The sequence below is a fragment of the Moorena sp. genome (genome assembly GCF_982860115.1).
Genome location: NZ_CEYLVT010000038.1, coordinates 1 through 17227, shown reverse-complemented (window position 1 = coordinate 17227; position 17227 = coordinate 1). Strand labels below are relative to the sequence as shown.

Annotated in this window: 13 protein-coding genes; 10 read left to right on the top strand and 3 right to left on the bottom strand. The window is 44.7% G+C overall.

Features of this window, described 5'->3' with window-relative positions; genetic code table 11:
• Positions 1–30 precede the first annotated feature (30 nt).
• From AC4II3_RS09240 to AC4II3_RS09225, 4 genes are all read left to right on the top strand, one after another.
• Entirely contained in the window at positions 31–1221 is a 1191-nt protein-coding gene (locus AC4II3_RS09240; protein ID WP_488009380.1) for an esterase-like activity of phytase family protein, read from the top strand.
• Between the two features lie 260 nt (positions 1222–1481).
• Positions 1482–2096: a CpcT/CpeT family chromophore lyase gene (locus AC4II3_RS09235; protein ID WP_488009378.1), complete on the top strand. Its 615-nt coding sequence runs from the start codon at positions 1482–1484 to the stop codon at positions 2094–2096.
• A 260-nt stretch (positions 2097–2356) separates the two neighbouring features.
• Complete coding sequence (locus AC4II3_RS09230; RefSeq protein WP_488009376.1) at positions 2357–3490, top strand: glycosyltransferase family 4 protein; 1134 nt, start codon at positions 2357–2359, stop codon at positions 3488–3490.
• 475 nt (positions 3491–3965) lie between these two features.
• Positions 3966–6533, top strand: coding sequence for a GAF domain-containing protein (locus tag AC4II3_RS09225; protein WP_488009374.1), 2568 nt, complete (start codon positions 3966–3968; stop codon positions 6531–6533).
• A gap of 23 nt (positions 6534–6556) precedes the next feature.
• Here AC4II3_RS09225 and AC4II3_RS09220 read toward each other — a convergent pair whose 3' ends face one another.
• Entirely contained in the window at positions 6557–6778 is a 222-nt protein-coding gene (locus AC4II3_RS09220) for a DUF7219 family protein (protein WP_424102177.1), read from the bottom strand.
• Positions 6779–7440: 662 nt separating this feature from the next.
• Here AC4II3_RS09220 and purC point away from each other — a divergent pair.
• From purC to lpxA, 5 genes are all read left to right on the top strand, one after another.
• On the top strand, positions 7441–8169 hold the full coding sequence (purC, locus tag AC4II3_RS09215; RefSeq protein ID WP_488009384.1) for a phosphoribosylaminoimidazolesuccinocarboxamide synthase: 729 nt from the start codon (positions 7441–7443) through the stop codon (positions 8167–8169).
• A 326-nt stretch (positions 8170–8495) separates the two neighbouring features.
• Positions 8496–11048 carry a BamA/TamA family outer membrane protein gene (locus tag AC4II3_RS09210; protein WP_488009371.1) on the top strand — a complete coding sequence of 851 codons (2553 nt, stop codon included), beginning with the start codon at positions 8496–8498 and terminating at the stop codon, positions 11046–11048.
• Between the two features lie 135 nt (positions 11049–11183).
• Positions 11184–12182, top strand: coding sequence for a UDP-3-O-acyl-N-acetylglucosamine deacetylase (locus tag AC4II3_RS09205; protein ID WP_488009369.1), 999 nt, complete (start codon positions 11184–11186; stop codon positions 12180–12182).
• Positions 12183–12200: 18 nt separating this feature from the next.
• Complete coding sequence (gene fabZ / locus AC4II3_RS09200) at positions 12201–12713, top strand: 3-hydroxyacyl-ACP dehydratase FabZ (RefSeq protein WP_424102180.1); 513 nt, start codon at positions 12201–12203, stop codon at positions 12711–12713.
• 492 nt (positions 12714–13205) lie between these two features.
• Entirely contained in the window at positions 13206–14000 is a 795-nt protein-coding gene (gene lpxA, locus AC4II3_RS09195; protein WP_488009367.1) for an acyl-ACP--UDP-N-acetylglucosamine O-acyltransferase, read from the top strand.
• Positions 14001–14101: 101 nt separating this feature from the next.
• Here lpxA and AC4II3_RS09190 read toward each other — a convergent pair whose 3' ends face one another.
• The gene (locus AC4II3_RS09190; RefSeq protein ID WP_488009365.1) at positions 14102–15172 is read right to left on the bottom strand and encodes a calcium-binding protein; all 1071 of its coding nucleotides are present in this window, start codon (positions 15170–15172) and stop codon (positions 14102–14104) included.
• 304 nt (positions 15173–15476) lie between these two features.
• Positions 15477–15653 carry a hypothetical protein gene (locus AC4II3_RS09185; RefSeq protein ID WP_488009363.1) on the bottom strand — a complete coding sequence of 59 codons (177 nt, stop codon included), beginning with the start codon at positions 15651–15653 and terminating at the stop codon, positions 15477–15479.
• 163 nt (positions 15654–15816) lie between these two features.
• Between AC4II3_RS09185 and lpxB the strand changes: the two genes are divergently transcribed.
• Complete coding sequence (lpxB, locus tag AC4II3_RS09180) at positions 15817–17049, top strand: lipid-A-disaccharide synthase (protein WP_488009361.1); 1233 nt, start codon at positions 15817–15819, stop codon at positions 17047–17049.
• Positions 17050–17227: the final 178 nt, after the last annotated feature.

Sequence of the window (17227 nt, the reverse complement as noted above, 5' to 3'; positions counted from 1 at the left end):
AGTAAGTTAAGGTACTGGTAGACTGACCTAATGTTAAGAAAACCTAAAAAAATATCAACGATACTATGGGTTGTGGTAATAATACTTGTGAGTAGCCTGACCACTACCTGTGGCTTTTTACCAGCCATCACAGCAGAGCAACGCACCTTCATCAACCTTTCCCTGGACTTCTTAGGGGAGTATCAACTGCCCCAAACGCAGTTCAAAAATACAGTAGTGGGAGGATTGTCAGGATTGGCCTATGATCGGGAACGCGATCGCTTTTTAGCTGTTTCTGATGATCGTTCTCGATTAGCTCCAGCTCGATTCTACACCCTAAAACTAAACTTCAATCCCACCGATACAGGAAACATAGGGATTGAAAACGTAGAAGTGGAAGATGTCACTTTCCTCAAAGATAAAAATGGTGAGACCTTTGTAAGGGGTACCCTGGATCCAGAAGGAATTGCTTGGTCTGGAAAAGATTCTGTATTTATCTCTAGTGAAGGGGCTACTAATCAAGGCATTGCTCCATTCATTCGGCAGTTTGATATAGCAACAGGACAACAGTTGCAAAATTTAAAAATTCCCCAGCGTTATCTACCGAATGATACTGACCTAGAAACAGTTAGTAATGGTATCCAGGATAACTTAGGATTTGAAGCATTAACCTTAGAACCGATCAGCCTAGCTGCAGCCAGTGGGCAAGAGTCATTTCGCTTATTTAGTGCCAGTGAGTACTCCTTACACCAAGACCAGCCAGAACCAGAGACCGAACAAGCAGCGGGAATTCGTTGGTTGCACTATTTGATTGGAGACGTTACTCCTCCAATGCTGGTTAGTGAACATCTTTACTTACTCGACGAAGACCCCCCTAACACCATTGCTCACGGTTTGACTGAGTTATTAGCAGTGGATACCGCAGGACATTTTCTAAGTTTGGAGCGTACCTATGGTTTATTTGGATTTAGTGCCAAACTTTATCAAGTGGTGACCGGTGGAGCAACCGATACCACCAAGATTGCTAGTTTCAAGGGTAATATTTCCAAGATTAAGCCACTGAAAAAAAAGTTGTTGTTGGATTTGAGTGAATTGGGGATTTACTTAGATAATTTAGAGGGAATGACCCTTGGTCCGCGCTTGAGTGATGGCACTCAGAGTTTAATTTTGGTGAGTGATAATAATTTTAGTGAGGCTCAGGTGACACAGTTTCTGTTGTTTAGGATTAAAGGTTTGAAATAGCCCAAAGAAACCATAGGGATTCCCAAGCTCTCCCGCCGTTTGCTATCAGCTATAGTGCTGGGTACAGGAAATACAGAATAGGGAACTTCAGATCAGGGTAATGATGCGCCCTTGTCAACTAAAGGTTTTAGCAATTGGTCTTGATGCATAACCCAAACCATAAGGGACTGCATCAAGACCATGTATTCTTAAAGATACCAACTACATCAAACACTACTTCATCCGAAGTTCCCGCTATTCTAAGTTCAACACTTCTGGTAATGACTCATTCTACGGATATCGCTACTTTAGCCCGCTGGATGGCAGCTGATTTTAGTAACCAACAGCAGGCGTTTGAGAATCCACCATTGTATGCTCACATCCGCGTCTGCATGCGTCCTCTACCTTGGTCAGTGCTAGATGGATGTAGCTTGTTCCTTGAGCAAGCCTATGACTATATGCTCAACACCCCCTACCGAGTGCGGGTACTAAAGATTGTTGAGCTAGACGGGCAAATCAAAATCGAAAATTACAAGGTTCAGGATGAGAAACTATTATACGGAGCTTCCCGTGATTTAGAACGTCTAAAATCCCTGAGTGCCCAACAGTTAGAGAAGCTTCCTGGTTGCACGTTCAATGTTACCTGGACTGGTCACAGCTTCAAAGCGGAAGTAGAACCAGGTAAAGCTTGCTTGGTAGTGCGCAATAGTAAAGAAACCTATCTCGATAGTAACTTTGAAGTAATGGAAGAAACATTGATTAGTCTTGACAGGGGACGTGACCCCCAAACCGATGAACTAGTTTGGGGTTCGATTGCTGGAGCATTTCACTTTGCACCCAGGACTAGCTTCGCTTCAGAAGTGCTGATTCCAACTCCGGAATTTACTGAACTATAGAATTAACTCTTACCGTGGCGGTTTGAGTTCAAAAAAGGTTCCATATAAACCACAATTATAGCGAAATCGATCAGGTTAGAGTCAAGGGCTTCGTGGAATCCATAAACACCATGAGCAATGTTCTAATACCTAGAATACTATTGATGTTCAATAAGTGCCCCAAAGCTGATACATTTAGCGAGTAAGGTTACCCAAGTTGGATCAAGGAACTATAAACTACTAATAACTAATGGCGAATGACTAATGACTAATAACTAATTATGCGAATTGCTTTTTTTACTGAAACATTTCTACCCAAAGTTGATGGCATCGTGACCCGGTTGCGCCACACGGTGGAACATTTGCAGCGTAACGGTGACCAAGTGCTAGTTATATGCCCAGAAGGGGGACTCAAAGCCTACAAAGGAGCCAAAATTTACGGTGTTTCTGGCTTTCCCCTACCCTTGTATCCCGAATTAAAGCTAGCCCTGCCACGACCCTCGATTGGTGGGGTATTAGAAGAGTTTCAACCAGATTTGATCCATGTTGTCAACCCAGCAGTATTAGGGTTGGGAGGTCTGTATTATGCCAAGGTGATGAATATTCCCTTGGTTGCTTCCTACCACACCCATTTACCTCAGTACCTCCAGCACTACGGATTGGGTATGCTCGAAGGAGTTATGTGGGAGTTAATTAAGGTTAGTCACAATCAAGCTGAGCTGAATTTGTGTACCTCTAATGCTATGGTACAGGAATTAAGAGACCATGGTGTTGAGCGAGTAGACTTGTGGCAGCGAGGTGTGGATACGGAAACGTTCCAACCAGAGTTAGCTTCAGATGAAATGCGATCGCATCTTTCTCAAGGAAATCCAGACAGCCCCATACTCCTTTATGTAGGCCGTCTTTCTGCTGAAAAAGAAATTGAGCGGATCAAGCTAGTGCTAGAAGCAATTCCCAACGCTTGCCTAGCATTAGTAGGAGATGGACCCCACCGTAAGGAACTAGAAGCACACTTTGCTGGCACCCCGACTCATTTCGTAGGTTACCTTACCGGTACAACCCTCGGCTCTGCCTTTGCCTCTGCTGATGCATTTATCTTTCCTTCTAGGACAGAAACCTTAGGACTAGTCTTACTAGAAGCGATGGCAGCAGGTTGTCCTGTGGTAGCAGCCAACTCTGGAGGGATTCCCGATATTGTCACGGATGGGATGAATGGGTATTTATACGATCCAGCAGATGAGCAAGGAGCGATCGCAGCAACCCAGCGTCTCTTAGCACAACAGCAGGAACGGGAAACTCTGCGCCGCAATGCTAGAGCAGAAGCTGAACGCTGGAGTTGGTCAGCTGCTACACGCCAATTGCAAAATTACTACCAGGCAATCGTGTTTTCCGAATCCATGTCTTCCGCTGCTTAAGCATCCCCCAGGTCTGACCCACAATTAACCCCATAATTAACGATGTTAGGTGTTAGGTTTGAAGTTTTCGTAACCTAAGGCCTAATTAACTGTGCCTAATTCAACGCTGTCAGCCAGGGTCGTTTGGGAGCGTGAAAGGTAAGCGTTTCAGGGTCTAAGCGTTCCTAATCCGGTTGAGCTTACTGACTTTTTTATAAAGTCTTATCGAAAACTTAACTATTGTAATTGTATAATCCTTAACAGTTTTAGGGAAATCTATCCACTAGTGAAGTACCCCTTAGGGTACTGATTTTTACTGGAGAGATATGTCAAACTTGTAATCAGGATAGATATATCCTCAGATCTACTTATAACCAGGGTGTCAATTCATGTTTTTGAAGTCAAAGACGATAATAGAAGACTTATCAACGCAGCAATTCTTATCTGCCCAGTTGACTTGCCCTCACGCGCCTCCAAAGGCAGGAGCAGACGAAGTATGACAAGACAGAACACCAGTAGTGTCACCGCTACATTATCTCAGTTAACTCAACCCTCACAAACCAGCCATCTAATTGACCGCATCAAAACCCTATCCATTCCTCAATTTAGCTGCTGGTTAGATTTCTTTGCTGCTGATTTCCAACAGTTTCTGGGAGCGATCGCACTGATCAATAATGATGCTCTGGAAACTCGGCTAGAGCAGGTGATCGAGGCTTTAACCCTAAAAGTTGGTCAAGTCCTACAGGCAGAGCAAGCCACTATTTTCATGGTTGACACCGACACAGGTCAACTATGGGCAAACATCCCCCAACCTCACACGGACAAAACCATAGAACGCCGGATTCCCCACAATCAGGGTGTTGTCGGTCATGTTGCTGCCACTGGCAAGTCTTTCAATACGTCAGTTGCTTACCATCATCCCCTATTTAACCCAGAATTTGACGCAATCCCTGGCTATCGTACCCAAAGCCTCCTGTGTATGCCAATTTTTAATCGCAATAACCAGGTGATTGCTGTCATAAATTTTTTGAATAAAACTGGCGGTGTGCCCTTCGATAGTACCGACGAAAAGCAATTTCAGGACTTTGCCGACGACCTTGGCATCATCCTCGAAGCCTGCCAATCATTTCAACGGGCAGCTCGCAACCAAAGGGGAGTGATTGCTCTGCTCAAGGCAACGGAGTCTCTGGGGAAGAGCCTGAAGCTCGAACAAACCCTAAGTTTAGTTATGGAGCAGGCTCGGGATCTAATGCAAGCGGACCGCTCTACGCTATTTTTGCTATGCCAAGATCGCAACGAACTTTGGAGTAAGGTAGCTACAGCGGATGGAGAAAATACCATAGAAATCAGAATACCAGCCAACCGAGGTATTGCTGGTTATGTAGCATCAACATGTAAGCCGCTCAATATTCCAGATGCCTATAAAGACGACCGTTTTGACCCGACCACTGACAAACAAACCGGTTATCGCACCGAAAGTATTCTTTGTATGCCGGTATTTAACTCCAAAAATAAATTAATTGGTGTGACCCAGTTAATCAACAAGCACCAAGGCTACTTTACCAGCTCTGATCAAGAGTTTATGCGGGCGTTTAATATTCAGGCAGGCATAGCTCTGGAAAATGCCCAGCTGTTTGAAAGGGTCCTGATTGAAAAGCAATATCAGCAAGATATCCTGCAAAGTCTAACCGACGCAGTGATTTCCACTGACATGCAGGGACGAATTGTGATGATTAATGATGCAGCCATCAAGTTCCTAGGTGGTCCTAATCGTAGAAAAGGCAGTCCCGATTGGAAATTGTGGCAGTCTAAGCTCACTGGTCGATACATCTGGGATATAGTGCCGATTGAGAATCTCCAGTGGCGTTGGCAAGATAGCTTGGCTACAGGGACTCGGCATTACATGCCAGAGCAAACTCTGAAGATTGGTCTATATAAACCTCCTCAAGGGGATTCACAAGGGTCACCATCCATGGTGCTGGCAATGCCAAAGTGGGATGACCCGAATGTTTATGTACCCTGGAATGAAACACCCCAGACGGAATCTTCATCTACTTATTATTTGTCAAAATACCAAGTTCAGGAAATTGAACGCAGTCTAAACCTAAGCGTCAATCCTTTGCTCAACCCAGAGGGTAGTGTGCGGGGTGGGTTGGTGGTTTTAGAAGATATGACTCGTGAGAAGCGTATGAAGACAGCCATGTATCGCTACATGACTCCACGGGTTGCTGATCAAGTCTTAGCCCTCGGGGAAGATACCTTAATGCAGGGCAAGAAGCAAGAAGTAACCATTCTATTTTCCGATATCCGGGGCTACACAAACCTAACAGAACATCTCGGAGCAACAGAGGTGGTATCGTTGCTTAACAAGTATTTTGAAACCATGGTAGAGGCTGTATTCAATCACGATGGCACCTTGGACAAGTTTATTGGAGATGCCTTGATGGCCGTGTTTGGAGCACCTTTACCCCTGCCAAATCATGCTTGGAAGGCTGTCAAATCAGCTCTAGATATGCGTTCACGCTTAGCAAAATTTAATTCCAATCGCAGGGGTAACAACCAACCGGAAATCCGGATTGGGATGGGAATTAGTTCTGGAGAAGTGGTTTCCGGCAATATCGGCTCCCAAAAACGGATGGACTATACGGTTATTGGAGATGGGGTGAATTTAAGTGCTCGTCTCGAAAGCGTTACCAAAGAGTATGGCTGCGATATTATCTTGAGTGAGTCTACCTATAATTTGTGCCGCGATCGCATTGTGGTGCGGGAGTTAGATCAAATCCGGGTCAAAGGTAAAAACGAAGCGGTTAGGATTTATGAATTAATTGGCAAAACCGACCTATCCCTTACCGATAAAAGAAAACGGTTCTTGGATTTGTATCAAGCAGGGCGTAATGCTTACATCAAACGAGACTTTCACCAGGCACTCAAGTATTTTACTGATGCACTAGAGATACAACCAAATGACCGGCCTGTCAAAACCCATATTAACCGAGCTAAAAACTATTGTGATCATCCTCCTGATGATTCCTGGGATGGAGTTTACACGATGACCACGAAGTAAAGTATGAACTATTTCTTCCTTCTTTATATACCCAGGCTCTTTTTGCTTTGTTTCAAGTCTTTCCACAGTTGTTTAATCTGCTGGTAAGCCTCTTCTGGAGGCAGCTTACCAGCAGTTTCCAGATTACAGATGTAGTTTACTTTTTGAGAAAATTCCTGTAAATTAGCGTTAAAAACCAGGTTTTCTGGCTTAAACTGACCGTGATAGGGACTGTGAGGGTATAAAAAATCAGATGGATCTACCATAGCTATTGCCTGCACCAGACGTTCTTAACCTAACCTTAACTTAGCTATTGGCTGCACCAGACGTTCTTAACCTAACCTTAACTTAACTGATTATACTATAACTTCCTAGCCAAATTTCTGATTTGGCATGATTTTGATTGCTGCAATTACCCAAAACACAAGGGCATGGTCTTGATACAAAGCGCGAGTGTGGGAAACCAAGCCAAAGCGGGAGTGGGGTGGCCTATCCTGTTCCCTTGCTGGATCGTTTTCGGCTTTGGTGAAAAACTTTAGATTTCAGTTCAACAGCTCTTCGGTACCTGTTATGCTTAAAATTTAACTGAAATCGCCTAAAAAAATACTTTATATCGCTTTTAGTTCTTTTGATTTAGTTTTTATGGGAAATAGAATCTCAAAGCCTAAAAGTATTGCTAAGCAATGCTTTTAGGCTTTGTTTTTGACAAAAAAGCATACTCAGTACGAAATCACAAAAATTTATTCCCACTCCTTCCCCTGTTACCACTTTCTCCCTAGTAGCGCTGATCGAGATGTAGCTGACAAACGCATTTAGGATCAATAGGGTCAAACTATATTTCTGGTTCTGTCGAGCAATGCCGGAATTAAATGTATCTTTCAACATCTATCTGTCAAGATATTCTCAGTGAACCATCATGTTACTGATTATGTCCCCTGATCAAAAACTCTACGAAGGTAAAGCCAAAATCCTATATACTACCGATGACCCAGAGATTCTGCTAACTCACTTTAAAGATGATGCCACTGCCTTTAATGCCCAAAAGCGAGGTCAGATTTCTGGTAAGGGTGAGATTAATTGTGCGATCGCATCTCATTTGTTCAAAGTCTTAGAAGAGAAGGCAATTGCTACACACTTCATTGACCGTCCTACTCCCAACCAAATGTTGGTCAAACAGGTAAAAATTGTGCCCTTGGAGGTGGTAGTCAGGAACATTGCTGCTGGTAGTCTATGTCAACAAACTGGAATACCAGAGGGTCGGGTACTCCCGAAGCCCCTAGTGGAATTTTATTTAAAGAATGACGACTTAGGAGATCCCTTGTTAACACGCGATCGCTTACTACTGCTGGAACTAGCAACGCCTGAGCAGTTGAACCAACTGATTGAGCAAGCGTTGCGAATCAACCAAATTCTGACTGACTTCTTCTATCAGTGTGGCATTACTCTAGTAGACTTCAAGTTGGAGTTTGGTGTAACCCCGTCTGAAGAACTACTATTAGCCGATGAAATCAGTCCTGATACCTGCCGCCTTTGGAACCAAGCCGAAACGGATCCGGAGCGTCGAGTGATGGACAAAGACCGATTTCGCAAAGATTTGGGCAATGTAGAACAAGGCTATCAGCAAGTGCTACAAAAAATTCTTCAGAGCAAAATCTAATCAGCCTCTGACTAGAGGTGACAGGGTGACAACAAGTGACGGGATTGATGCCATCGTTAACCCGTAACCCAAAAAAAATTCAGCACATTGGTAAAAATAACCACAGACGAACGAAAATAGACAACAGGCATGCGCATTGCTTGCTTAGGTCTAGTGTTCAGTCATGGTACTGTGGCTGACAACTAATAACTAATATAATAGTTGCTCCTATGGCACTGGAGTTGTTAGCCCTCCGTCAACTAGTAATCAATGGCTTACTGAGAGTTGACCAATGACCAATGACCCAATAGGAATGGTGTGTGGAAGTGTCAAAAACAAACAACACAATGCGTTTATCTCCTTTGTTAGCAGCAATGATCGCTGCTACTGCCAGTATTGGTGTATCCAAACCAACCCGTGGGCAAACCATTCAGTCCCTACCGGATGCACCTCAACAGAATTCCAGTGACGTAAAAACACCACCGGTAGTCGCTCATGGGGGGGACCAACGGCAGTCGCTCATGGGGGGAACCCCCAAGACCGCGCTGCCTCCCCAAGACCGCGCTACCTCTGAACAAGCGGTTACTGAAACAATTGCTGTGCAGGCAAAACCAACGACTGCCTCGGTGCTTCACTCTTCCCGGACTGAGGTGGCAGTACCGACCAAGATTGTTGTGCAGTCTGTGCCTACCACTCTCTCAGGGTCGAATTCTTCACTAACCCAGGTGGCAGTACCCACTAAACCAACTAAACTAGTGGTTCCGGCAGATTCAACAGCCGCAGAGTTACCCTCCTTTAGCCCAAACCCACCTCAACTATCACCGGATAGCATAGAAGGGATTCCTCAACTAACACCTGCTTTTGGGGTAGATCAACCGTCCCAACTCCCGGAACCCAATCAACTGGAGCCCCCTTCAACTCAACCTCCTTTATCAATCGATAGCATCGAAGGGAGTGCTCAACTAACACCTCCTTTTGGGACAGTTGATCTGTCCCAACTCCCGGAACCCACTCAACTGGAGCCCCCTTCAACTCAACCTCCTTCTGACTCCTCAGAGATACGAGTACTGGTAGCAGAAGTCTTGATTACTGGCGCATCTCCCCAACTGGAGGAGGAAATTTATCGGGTGATTAAAACCCGACCAGGACGAGCAACCACGCGCTCTCAGCTTCAGGAAGATGTGAATGCTATCTTTGCCACAGGTTTCTTTTCCAGTGTGGATGTGCAGCCAGAAGATACTCCCTTGGGAGTTAGGATTAGCTTTGTTGTCAGAGCTAACCCAGTATTGCGTCAGGTGGCAGTCAAAACAGAACCCCCAGGGGAAGGGCAACGGATCGTAAACCAGGAAAAAATTAATGAAATCTTCAGTGAGCAATATGGCTCAATCCTGAATCTGCGAGACCTGCAAGAGGGAATCAAACAATTAAACGATTGGTATAAGGAAGAAGGTTATGACCTAGCTCAAGTCATTGATGCTGAGCAAGTCACACCGGATGGCACAGTCACCTTGGTCGTGGCAGAAGGGGTGATCGAAGCTGTCAAGGTGCGTTTTCTCGATGAAGAGGGTAACCCGGTTGTAGATGAAAATGGCAACCCACTTCCATCAATGACTGACAAAGAGGAACCGGTTGGGGGTAATACTCGCCCCTTTATTATTACCCGGGAGGTGGAGTTAAAATCCGGTAGTGTATTTAACCGGAAGAAAGCCCAAAGGGACCTACAGCGAGTTTTTGGTTTAGGCATTTTCGATGATGTACGGTTTTCCTTTGAACCTGGTACGGACCCACGCCAGGTGGTCATCGTAGTAGACGTGATTGAGAAGAGTAGTGGCTCGATTGCGGCTGGTGCAGGTCTGAGTTCTGCCAGTGGTTTTTTTGGTACGGTGAGCTATCAACAGCAAAATCTAGGGGGTAATAATCAGACCTTAGGGGGAGAATTTCAGCTGGGAACCCGAGAGCTATTGTTCGATTTGAGCTTTACAGACCCTTGGATTGCAGGAGACCCCTTCCGCACCTCTTACACTATCAATGCATTCCGAAGGCGCTCGATTTCCTTGGTATTTAATGGGGGCAGCGGTGAGAATAATATTAAAGTTCCTAATGATGATGATGATGGAGACCGCCCCCGGATTGTGCGCACTGGTGGTGGAGTGACTTTTCGCCGTCCTTTATCGGAAGATGTATTTAAACGGGCAGAATGGACAGCATCCCTAGGCTTGAAATATCAACGTGTTGCCATTGAAGATAGTGATGGGGATGTCAGACCTGAATCTACAGATGGAGAACTGTTGAGCTTTAGTGACAGTGGTGAAGATGACCTAACTACTGTCCAGTTAGGGGCAGTGCGGGATTTACGCAATAGTACCACCCAACCTACTAACGGTTCTCTACTGCGGTTGGGCATGGAACAATCTATTCCTATTGGTAGTGGCAGCATCTTAATGAATCGGTTAAGAGGTAGCTATAGTTTCTATATCCCTGTAGACTTCACCAACTTTACCGAAGGACCTCAGGCTCTTGCCTTTAACATTCAAGGGGGAACTATCTTGGGGGATTTACCTCCCTATGAAGCTTTTATTATTGGTGGTAGTAACTCCGTGCGGGGGTTTGCTGAGGGAGACCTAGCCTCAGGACGTAGCTACCTTCAGGCTACTGCAGAATATCGCTTCCCCATTTTCTCAGTAATAGGGGGCGCTCTATTTGTTGACGCTGGCACTGACCTTGGTTCTGCTGGTTCTGTTCCTGGTGAACCGGGTGAGCAGAGAGATTTACCCGGTACTGGTGTCGGTTACGGTCTTGGGGTTAGAGTACAGTCACCACTTGGTCCGATTCGGGTAGACTTTGGTTTGAATACCGAAGGGGACAGTCGTCTTCACTTTGGTATTGGAGAGAAGTTTTAATTGTTAATTGTGAATTGTTAGTTGTGAATTGTTAGTGGTTAATTGCTAATTGTTAATTGGGATTTGTGATTGGTTAATTTCAATTTTCAATTTTCAATTTTCCTGCATTTATTGATATAAAATTGACCAAAAAACATGTCTTCAGTATATAACACCTTGGCTGGTATGTTTGAACGCTCTGGTGTCGGACTGCACAGCGGTATTTTAACCAACGTAAGGGTACTACCAGCAGCTGCGGGAGTTGGGCGATATTTTGTGCGGGTTGACCTACCAGGTAAACCCGTTATTCCAGCAAACATAGATGCAGTTTCAGGTACTACACTGTCTACGGAACTCTCCACATCAACCCAGTATGGAAACGCTACCGTTCGCACGGTGGAACACCTTTTAGCTGCACTGGCTGGTAGTGGTGTGGATAATGCTCAGATTGAGATTGATGGTCCAGAAGTGCCTCTTTTAGATGGTTCGGCGAAGGTGTGGCTGGAAGCTATCCAGGAGGTGGGAGTAGTAGCAGCAGGGGTTCGAGGAATCGAGGGTAAAGCACACGAGAGTTTTCCCCCCGGACAAGTTCGAGCTACCCTAACACCCCCTCACCTCCTAACTCCCTCAGGAACAACACCTATCCCTTTTGTATTAAACGAGCCAGTCTCGGTTTATCACGGAGATGCCTTTGTAACCGCTCTACCAGCACCCAAAACTCGATTTACCTATGGGATTGACTTTGCGTTACCAGCTATTGGTAAACAATGGTATAGTTGGACTCCAGAACAGAACAATTTTGCTGATGCGATCGCACCAGCTCGCACCTTTGGCTTGGCTGATCAAATTGACCAGCTGCGCGATCGCGGTTTAATAAAAGGTGGTAGCTTGGAGAATGCTCTGGTTTGTGGTAAACACGGATGGGTTAATCCTCCCTTACGATTTTCAAATGAGCCAGTGCGTCATAAACTTTTAGACTTAGTAGGGGATTTGAGTTTATTAGGACGTTTTCCTGTCGCTCACATCCTCGCCTATAAAGCTAGCCACCATCTCCATGTCCAACTTGCCAAAAAGCTGGGTGAACGCATGGGTTGCAAGTCACACACACAGAAGGTTGAAGCTTTAAAAATGAATAAACTAACCTACAATTTGTAATTCTCTTAAAGTACGCTTATGTCCACACTGACTGACGTTGACACGCCAAATAACTCTACCGGAAGTACCCAGGATGTAAATGATGACTCATCAACTAAAACAGTTCTAACTGTTGAAGAGATTCATAAACTACTCCCTCATCGGTATCCTTTCGCATTAGTTGATCGGATTATTGACTATGTTCCAGGTAAACGAGCTGTAGGTATCAAAAATGTTACCTTTAATGAACCTTTTTTTCAAGGACATTTTCCTGGACGACCCTTAATGCCTGGGGTAATGATAGTGGAAGCTATGGCTCAGGTTGGGGGGATTGTATTAACCCAAATGCCCGATAGTCCTGATGGATTATTCGTATTTGCAGGGATTGACAAAGTTCGTTTTCGGCGTCCCGTAGTGCCAGGAGATCAACTGGTAATGACTGCGGAACTGTTGTCCATCAAGCGCCGTCGTTTTGGTAAGATACACTCAGTTGCTACTGTTGATGGTAAGAAAGCAGTAGAAGGCGAACTTATGTTCTCTATAGTGGATTAAAACATAATTAGTAAGAGCGAATAAAAGTTATTTGGTTATTCGCCTTTCGCCTTCGGTTCAGGGTAGGTTATTTGGTTAAAAGTTATTTATTTGTTTATTTAGTTGTTCGCCTTTCGCCTTCGGTTTAGGGTAGGTTATTTGGTTGAAATACTTGGCTTTGGAGGTTAAACGTTAATGTTCTATTTTAGCACTAAAACCTGGAACACTAAACATTAACCCTTAAACCTGCAACAGTCAACCTTAACCTTTCAACATTAAACCTTAAACCTGCAACATTAAACATTAAACCTAAAACCTGCAACCTGCAACCTGCAACCTGCAACCTGTAACCTGTAACCTGCAACCTTAAACCTGCAACCTGTAACCTGCAACCTGTAACCTAAAACCTGCAACCTGCAACCTGCAACTTGTAGCCTGCAACCTGCAACCTGCAACCTGCAACCTTTAACTTGCCAGTATTGTTAGTCATTGGTCACTTTGGTGTTTGGAAAATTGGCAACACTTATTCATCCTACTGCTGTTATCCATCCTGGTGCTGAACTACACCCGACAGTTCAGATTGGTGCCTACGCGGTGATCGAAGATAATGTGAAAGTTGGCCCAGAAACAACCATTGGTGCCCATGTGGTTCTTTCTGGACCGATGGAGATCGGAGCCAGGAATCAAATCTTTCCAGGAGCAGTACTGGGTTCGGAACCCCAAGACCTTAAGTATGATGGTGCTCCTAGCTGGGTGAGAATTGGTGATAATAATCTAATTCGAGAGTACGTCACCATTAACCGAGCCACCGGGGCGGGAGAAGCAACCGTAATTGGCAATGGCAATATGCTAATGGCTTATAGTCATGTTGCTCACAATTGCGTGATTGAAGATTCTGTCATTATCGCTAATGGAACTGCTATAGCAGGTCATGTTTATATTGAGTCCCAGGTGAGAATTAGTGGGGTCTTGGGGATTCATCAATTTGTCCACATTGGACGTCTAGCTATGGTGGGTGGGATGAGTCGCATTGACCGGGATGTTCCACCCTATATGCTAGTGGAGGGGAATCCATCCCGAGTGCGATCGCTTAACTTAATCGGTCTTAAACGAGCTGGACTGACAACCGTTGAAATTAGACAGCTAAAAAATGTCTTCCGGAAGCTCTATCTTTCAGGACAACCATTCACTAAAGCCCTCCAAACTCTGGAATTACCACCAGATAACCCACATGTTGAGCACCTGCATCAGTTTTTGCAGTTGTCTGTCATGGAAGGTCGTCGGGGTTTGATTCCTCCTCGTCGCTGAAAAGGGTAAAGGTTTTTAAGGTTTATTTCAAATTGCTTTCACCTTTAACCTTTACCCTTTGCTAACCTATTTTAGGGATTCTCAATTAAGAAAACAGAAGATTAAAGCACAAAATCTGCCTCTGTAATATCACCAAAATCTACACCACTCAAGACAGCTAATGGTTGATTATTGATGGTGGTGATTATGGTATCGTCATTTTGTTCAAAAATTGAAATCTGACCAAAGGTCAGACCATCTAACTGCAACAGATCTTCACCATCGGTAAAGTCAGTGATGGTAACTTTGCCTACTGTTGACAAGACAAAGGTATCTTGGCCACTGCCACCAGTTAAAATGTTATCTCCTGAGCCACCGATAAGAGTATCATTACCGAAACCACCTAATAGTTGATCTTGACCCTGGCCACCATTAAGCAGATCATTGCCTTCTTGACCATAAAGCCAATCGTCACCCTTGCCACCTTCCAGGATATCGTCATGAGCCCCACCAATGAGGGTATCCTGACCATTGCCACCTTTGAGGGTGTCATGACCGTCCCCTCCAAACAGTAGATCGTCACCGTCACCACCGTCGAGGTAGTCTTCTCCAGCAAGTCCTATAAGAAGATCTTTACTGTTAAGGCCTTTGATAATATCGTCATCTCCGCCACCTTCGAGGATGTCATTGTTGGAAGTACCGATTAGAGTAATACCAGCTTTCTCAAAGCTAAGGTTGTCAACAGCGAAGCGGGTAGCAGTGCCATCATTGAAATCGATTACAACCCGGTCTATTGGTGTATCACTATCAGAAAAGGAGAACAGACCCTCGCTAAAGATTGACAGTGGACTAGTATCAACTTCGATCTCATCTACCAATGTGGAGCCATCAAACAGTTCCACTGTAAAACCAGGTGTGAGAGTACCAAAGGTACTCAGCGCCACCCCAAACTCAAGCTCGGAAATGGGTGCATCAAAGTCAAGGGTTAGGATTCCGGCGGCATCACCTTCCAAACTCGGATCCTGTACAAAGAAAATTGAGCCTGGACCGACGTCAGCATAATTGGCATCCGTTGAATCTACCCCAGCTACTTTGAAATCAAATGTGACCCCCATGAAACTCAGATCATCAACGGGTTGAAAGGGCAGTTCATCGAAAGTCAAAACTGTTGTATTAGTAGAATTACTAGACATCTTTATTTCTCCTAAAAAATACTTTTTAATTGCACCCTATAGTATAAAAAATGTGATTTTAGCTGGCGCTAATTCAGTAAAATCACGTATTTTTTCCTTCATTTGTTTTTATTTTGCTTTCACAACTATGAAAAGTGGATGAAGTAAATGACTAGTTTTAATGAAGTTTATAGTAACTTGTAAAAATCCCATAAAATTGTAAAATTTTTCTTTTAAAAGAAAATACTTAAGTATAAAAAAATTACATAATTAGTGATTAAGCTAATATGGATTTAAATGTCCGTTCCCGTAGCGTGACCTACGGTCAATCGCTTAGCGTGGCCAACGGCCAATCGTTCCCGTAGCGTGACCTACGGTCAATCCACTTGTGCAAAAGCCGGTCTACCATCTCCCCATTTCCTGATCTCCCCATCTCCCCATCTCCCCATCTTCCCCTCCTGGGAGGGGTTAGGGGTGGGTTCCCATCTCCCCATCTCCTCATCTCCCCATCTCCCCAAAGCGCCCCTATTCACAATTTATTCACAATTTAAATGTGTGACAGTTTACCCTAGCCGGGCACTGATACCATGTTGCAGTAGTCAGGTAATTTAGATTTGGTTACTGTCTACTCCCCTATTTTCCTAATCCCTATCGATCCATTAACCATGACTCTCAAAACTATCTTTATCAGTACTGGCGAGGTATCTGGTGATTTACAAGGGGCTCTACTGATTGAAGCATTGAAACGTCAGGGAACAGCAGCTGGCTTAGAGTTAGAGATTGTTGCTCTAGGCGGTGATCAAATGACCCAAGCTGGTGCGAAGCTGTTGGGTAATACCACCAGTATTGGTTCTGTAGGAATTCTGGAATCTCTACCCTTTGTGCTGCCTACCCTGAAAGTCCAAGGTCGTGCTAAACAGTATCTCCGGCAGCAGCCCCCTGACCTAGTAGTGCTGATTGACTACATGGGACCAAATTTGAGTATTGGTAGTTTTCTGAAGCGTGAACTACCGCAATTACCGGTAGTGTATTATATTGCTCCCCAAGAGTGGGTTTGGTCTATCTCTAAGCGCAACACCAGGATGATTGTGGAGATGACTGATCGAATGTTGGCAATTTTCCCAGAAGAAGCCCGTTACTTTGTGGAAAAGGGAGCGTCAGTTAGTTGGGTAGGTCATCCCCTGGTAGATCGGATGGAATCTAGCCCAAGCCGGGAGGAGGCTCGTGCTACCTTAGGCATAGCTCCAGAACAAAGTGCGATCGCACTTTTACCTGCCTCTAGACAACAAGAAATTAAGTATCTCATGCCTGTAGTCTTTGAAGCCGCCAAGCAGCTACAGTCACAATTGTTGGATACTAAGGAAACCGGCCAGCTTAGCCAGTCAAAGGGTGAAGGCTTAAGGGAAAGTCAAGCTGATTCACCACTATTTTGGATTCCTCTATCTTTAGAAGCCTATCGCCATCCCATTGAAGAAGCAGTAAAGCGCTATGGTTTACAAGCTAAGGTGGTAGCTGGTCAAACTAAGGAAATCTTGGCTGCTGCTGATTTAGCCATTACCAAGTCAGGTACAGTGAATTTGGAACTAGCACTACTAGATGTGCCCCAGGTAGTTTTCTACCGAGTTAATCCCTTTACCTACTGGTTTGCTCGCACTTTCTTGAAGTTTTCGATTCCCTTCATGTCTCCCCCTAACTTAGTAGTAATGCGTTCCATTGTGCCGGAGTTGTTACAAGAGCAAGCCACACCAGAGAATATTGTCCAGGAATCCTTGGAACTCCTTTTTAATCAAGAACGGCGTCAGCAAACCCTGAAAAATTATCAGGAAATGCGCCAGTTATTGGGTGAAGTGGGCGTATGCGATCGCGCTGCTCAAGAAATTTTCCAACTAATCAGCTAAAACGCATTTAAAATCGGGTTTAGCTTAGGGTGGTCAAAGGCTAATGACTGTTCGCGTAGCGTGCGCGTAGCGCATTGGCTGATAGATGTTCGCGTAGCGTGCGCGTAGCGCATATGCTTAAAACCCACATTCCGCAGGTTAGCTTGGATATAGAATATTTTTTACGACACTATGGGAA

Coding starts and splice junctions, on each gene's coding strand:
- AC4II3_RS09240 (WP_488009380.1), top strand. CDS start 31: ATGTTAAGAAAACCTAAAAAAATATCAACGATACTATGGGTTGTGGTA.
- AC4II3_RS09225 (WP_488009374.1), top strand. CDS start 3,966: ATGACAAGACAGAACACCAGTAGTGTCACCGCTACATTATCTCAGTTA.
- purC (WP_488009384.1), top strand. CDS start 7,441: ATGTCCCCTGATCAAAAACTCTACGAAGGTAAAGCCAAAATCCTATAT.
- AC4II3_RS09190 (WP_488009365.1), bottom strand. CDS start 15,172: ATGTCTAGTAATTCTACTAATACAACAGTTTTGACTTTCGATGAACTG.
- AC4II3_RS09230 (WP_488009376.1), top strand. CDS start 2,357: ATGCGAATTGCTTTTTTTACTGAAACATTTCTACCCAAAGTTGATGGC.
- AC4II3_RS09185 (WP_488009363.1), bottom strand. CDS start 15,653: ATGAGGAGATGGGGAGATGGGAACCCACCCCTAACCCCTCCCAGGAGG.
- AC4II3_RS09205 (WP_488009369.1), top strand. CDS start 11,184: ATGTCTTCAGTATATAACACCTTGGCTGGTATGTTTGAACGCTCTGGT.
- lpxB (WP_488009361.1), top strand. CDS start 15,817: ATGACTCTCAAAACTATCTTTATCAGTACTGGCGAGGTATCTGGTGAT.
- AC4II3_RS09235 (WP_488009378.1), top strand. CDS start 1,482: ATGACTCATTCTACGGATATCGCTACTTTAGCCCGCTGGATGGCAGCT.
- fabZ (WP_424102180.1), top strand. CDS start 12,201: ATGTCCACACTGACTGACGTTGACACGCCAAATAACTCTACCGGAAGT.
- AC4II3_RS09210 (WP_488009371.1), top strand. CDS start 8,496: ATGCGTTTATCTCCTTTGTTAGCAGCAATGATCGCTGCTACTGCCAGT.
- AC4II3_RS09220 (WP_424102177.1), bottom strand. CDS start 6,778: ATGGTAGATCCATCTGATTTTTTATACCCTCACAGTCCCTATCACGGT.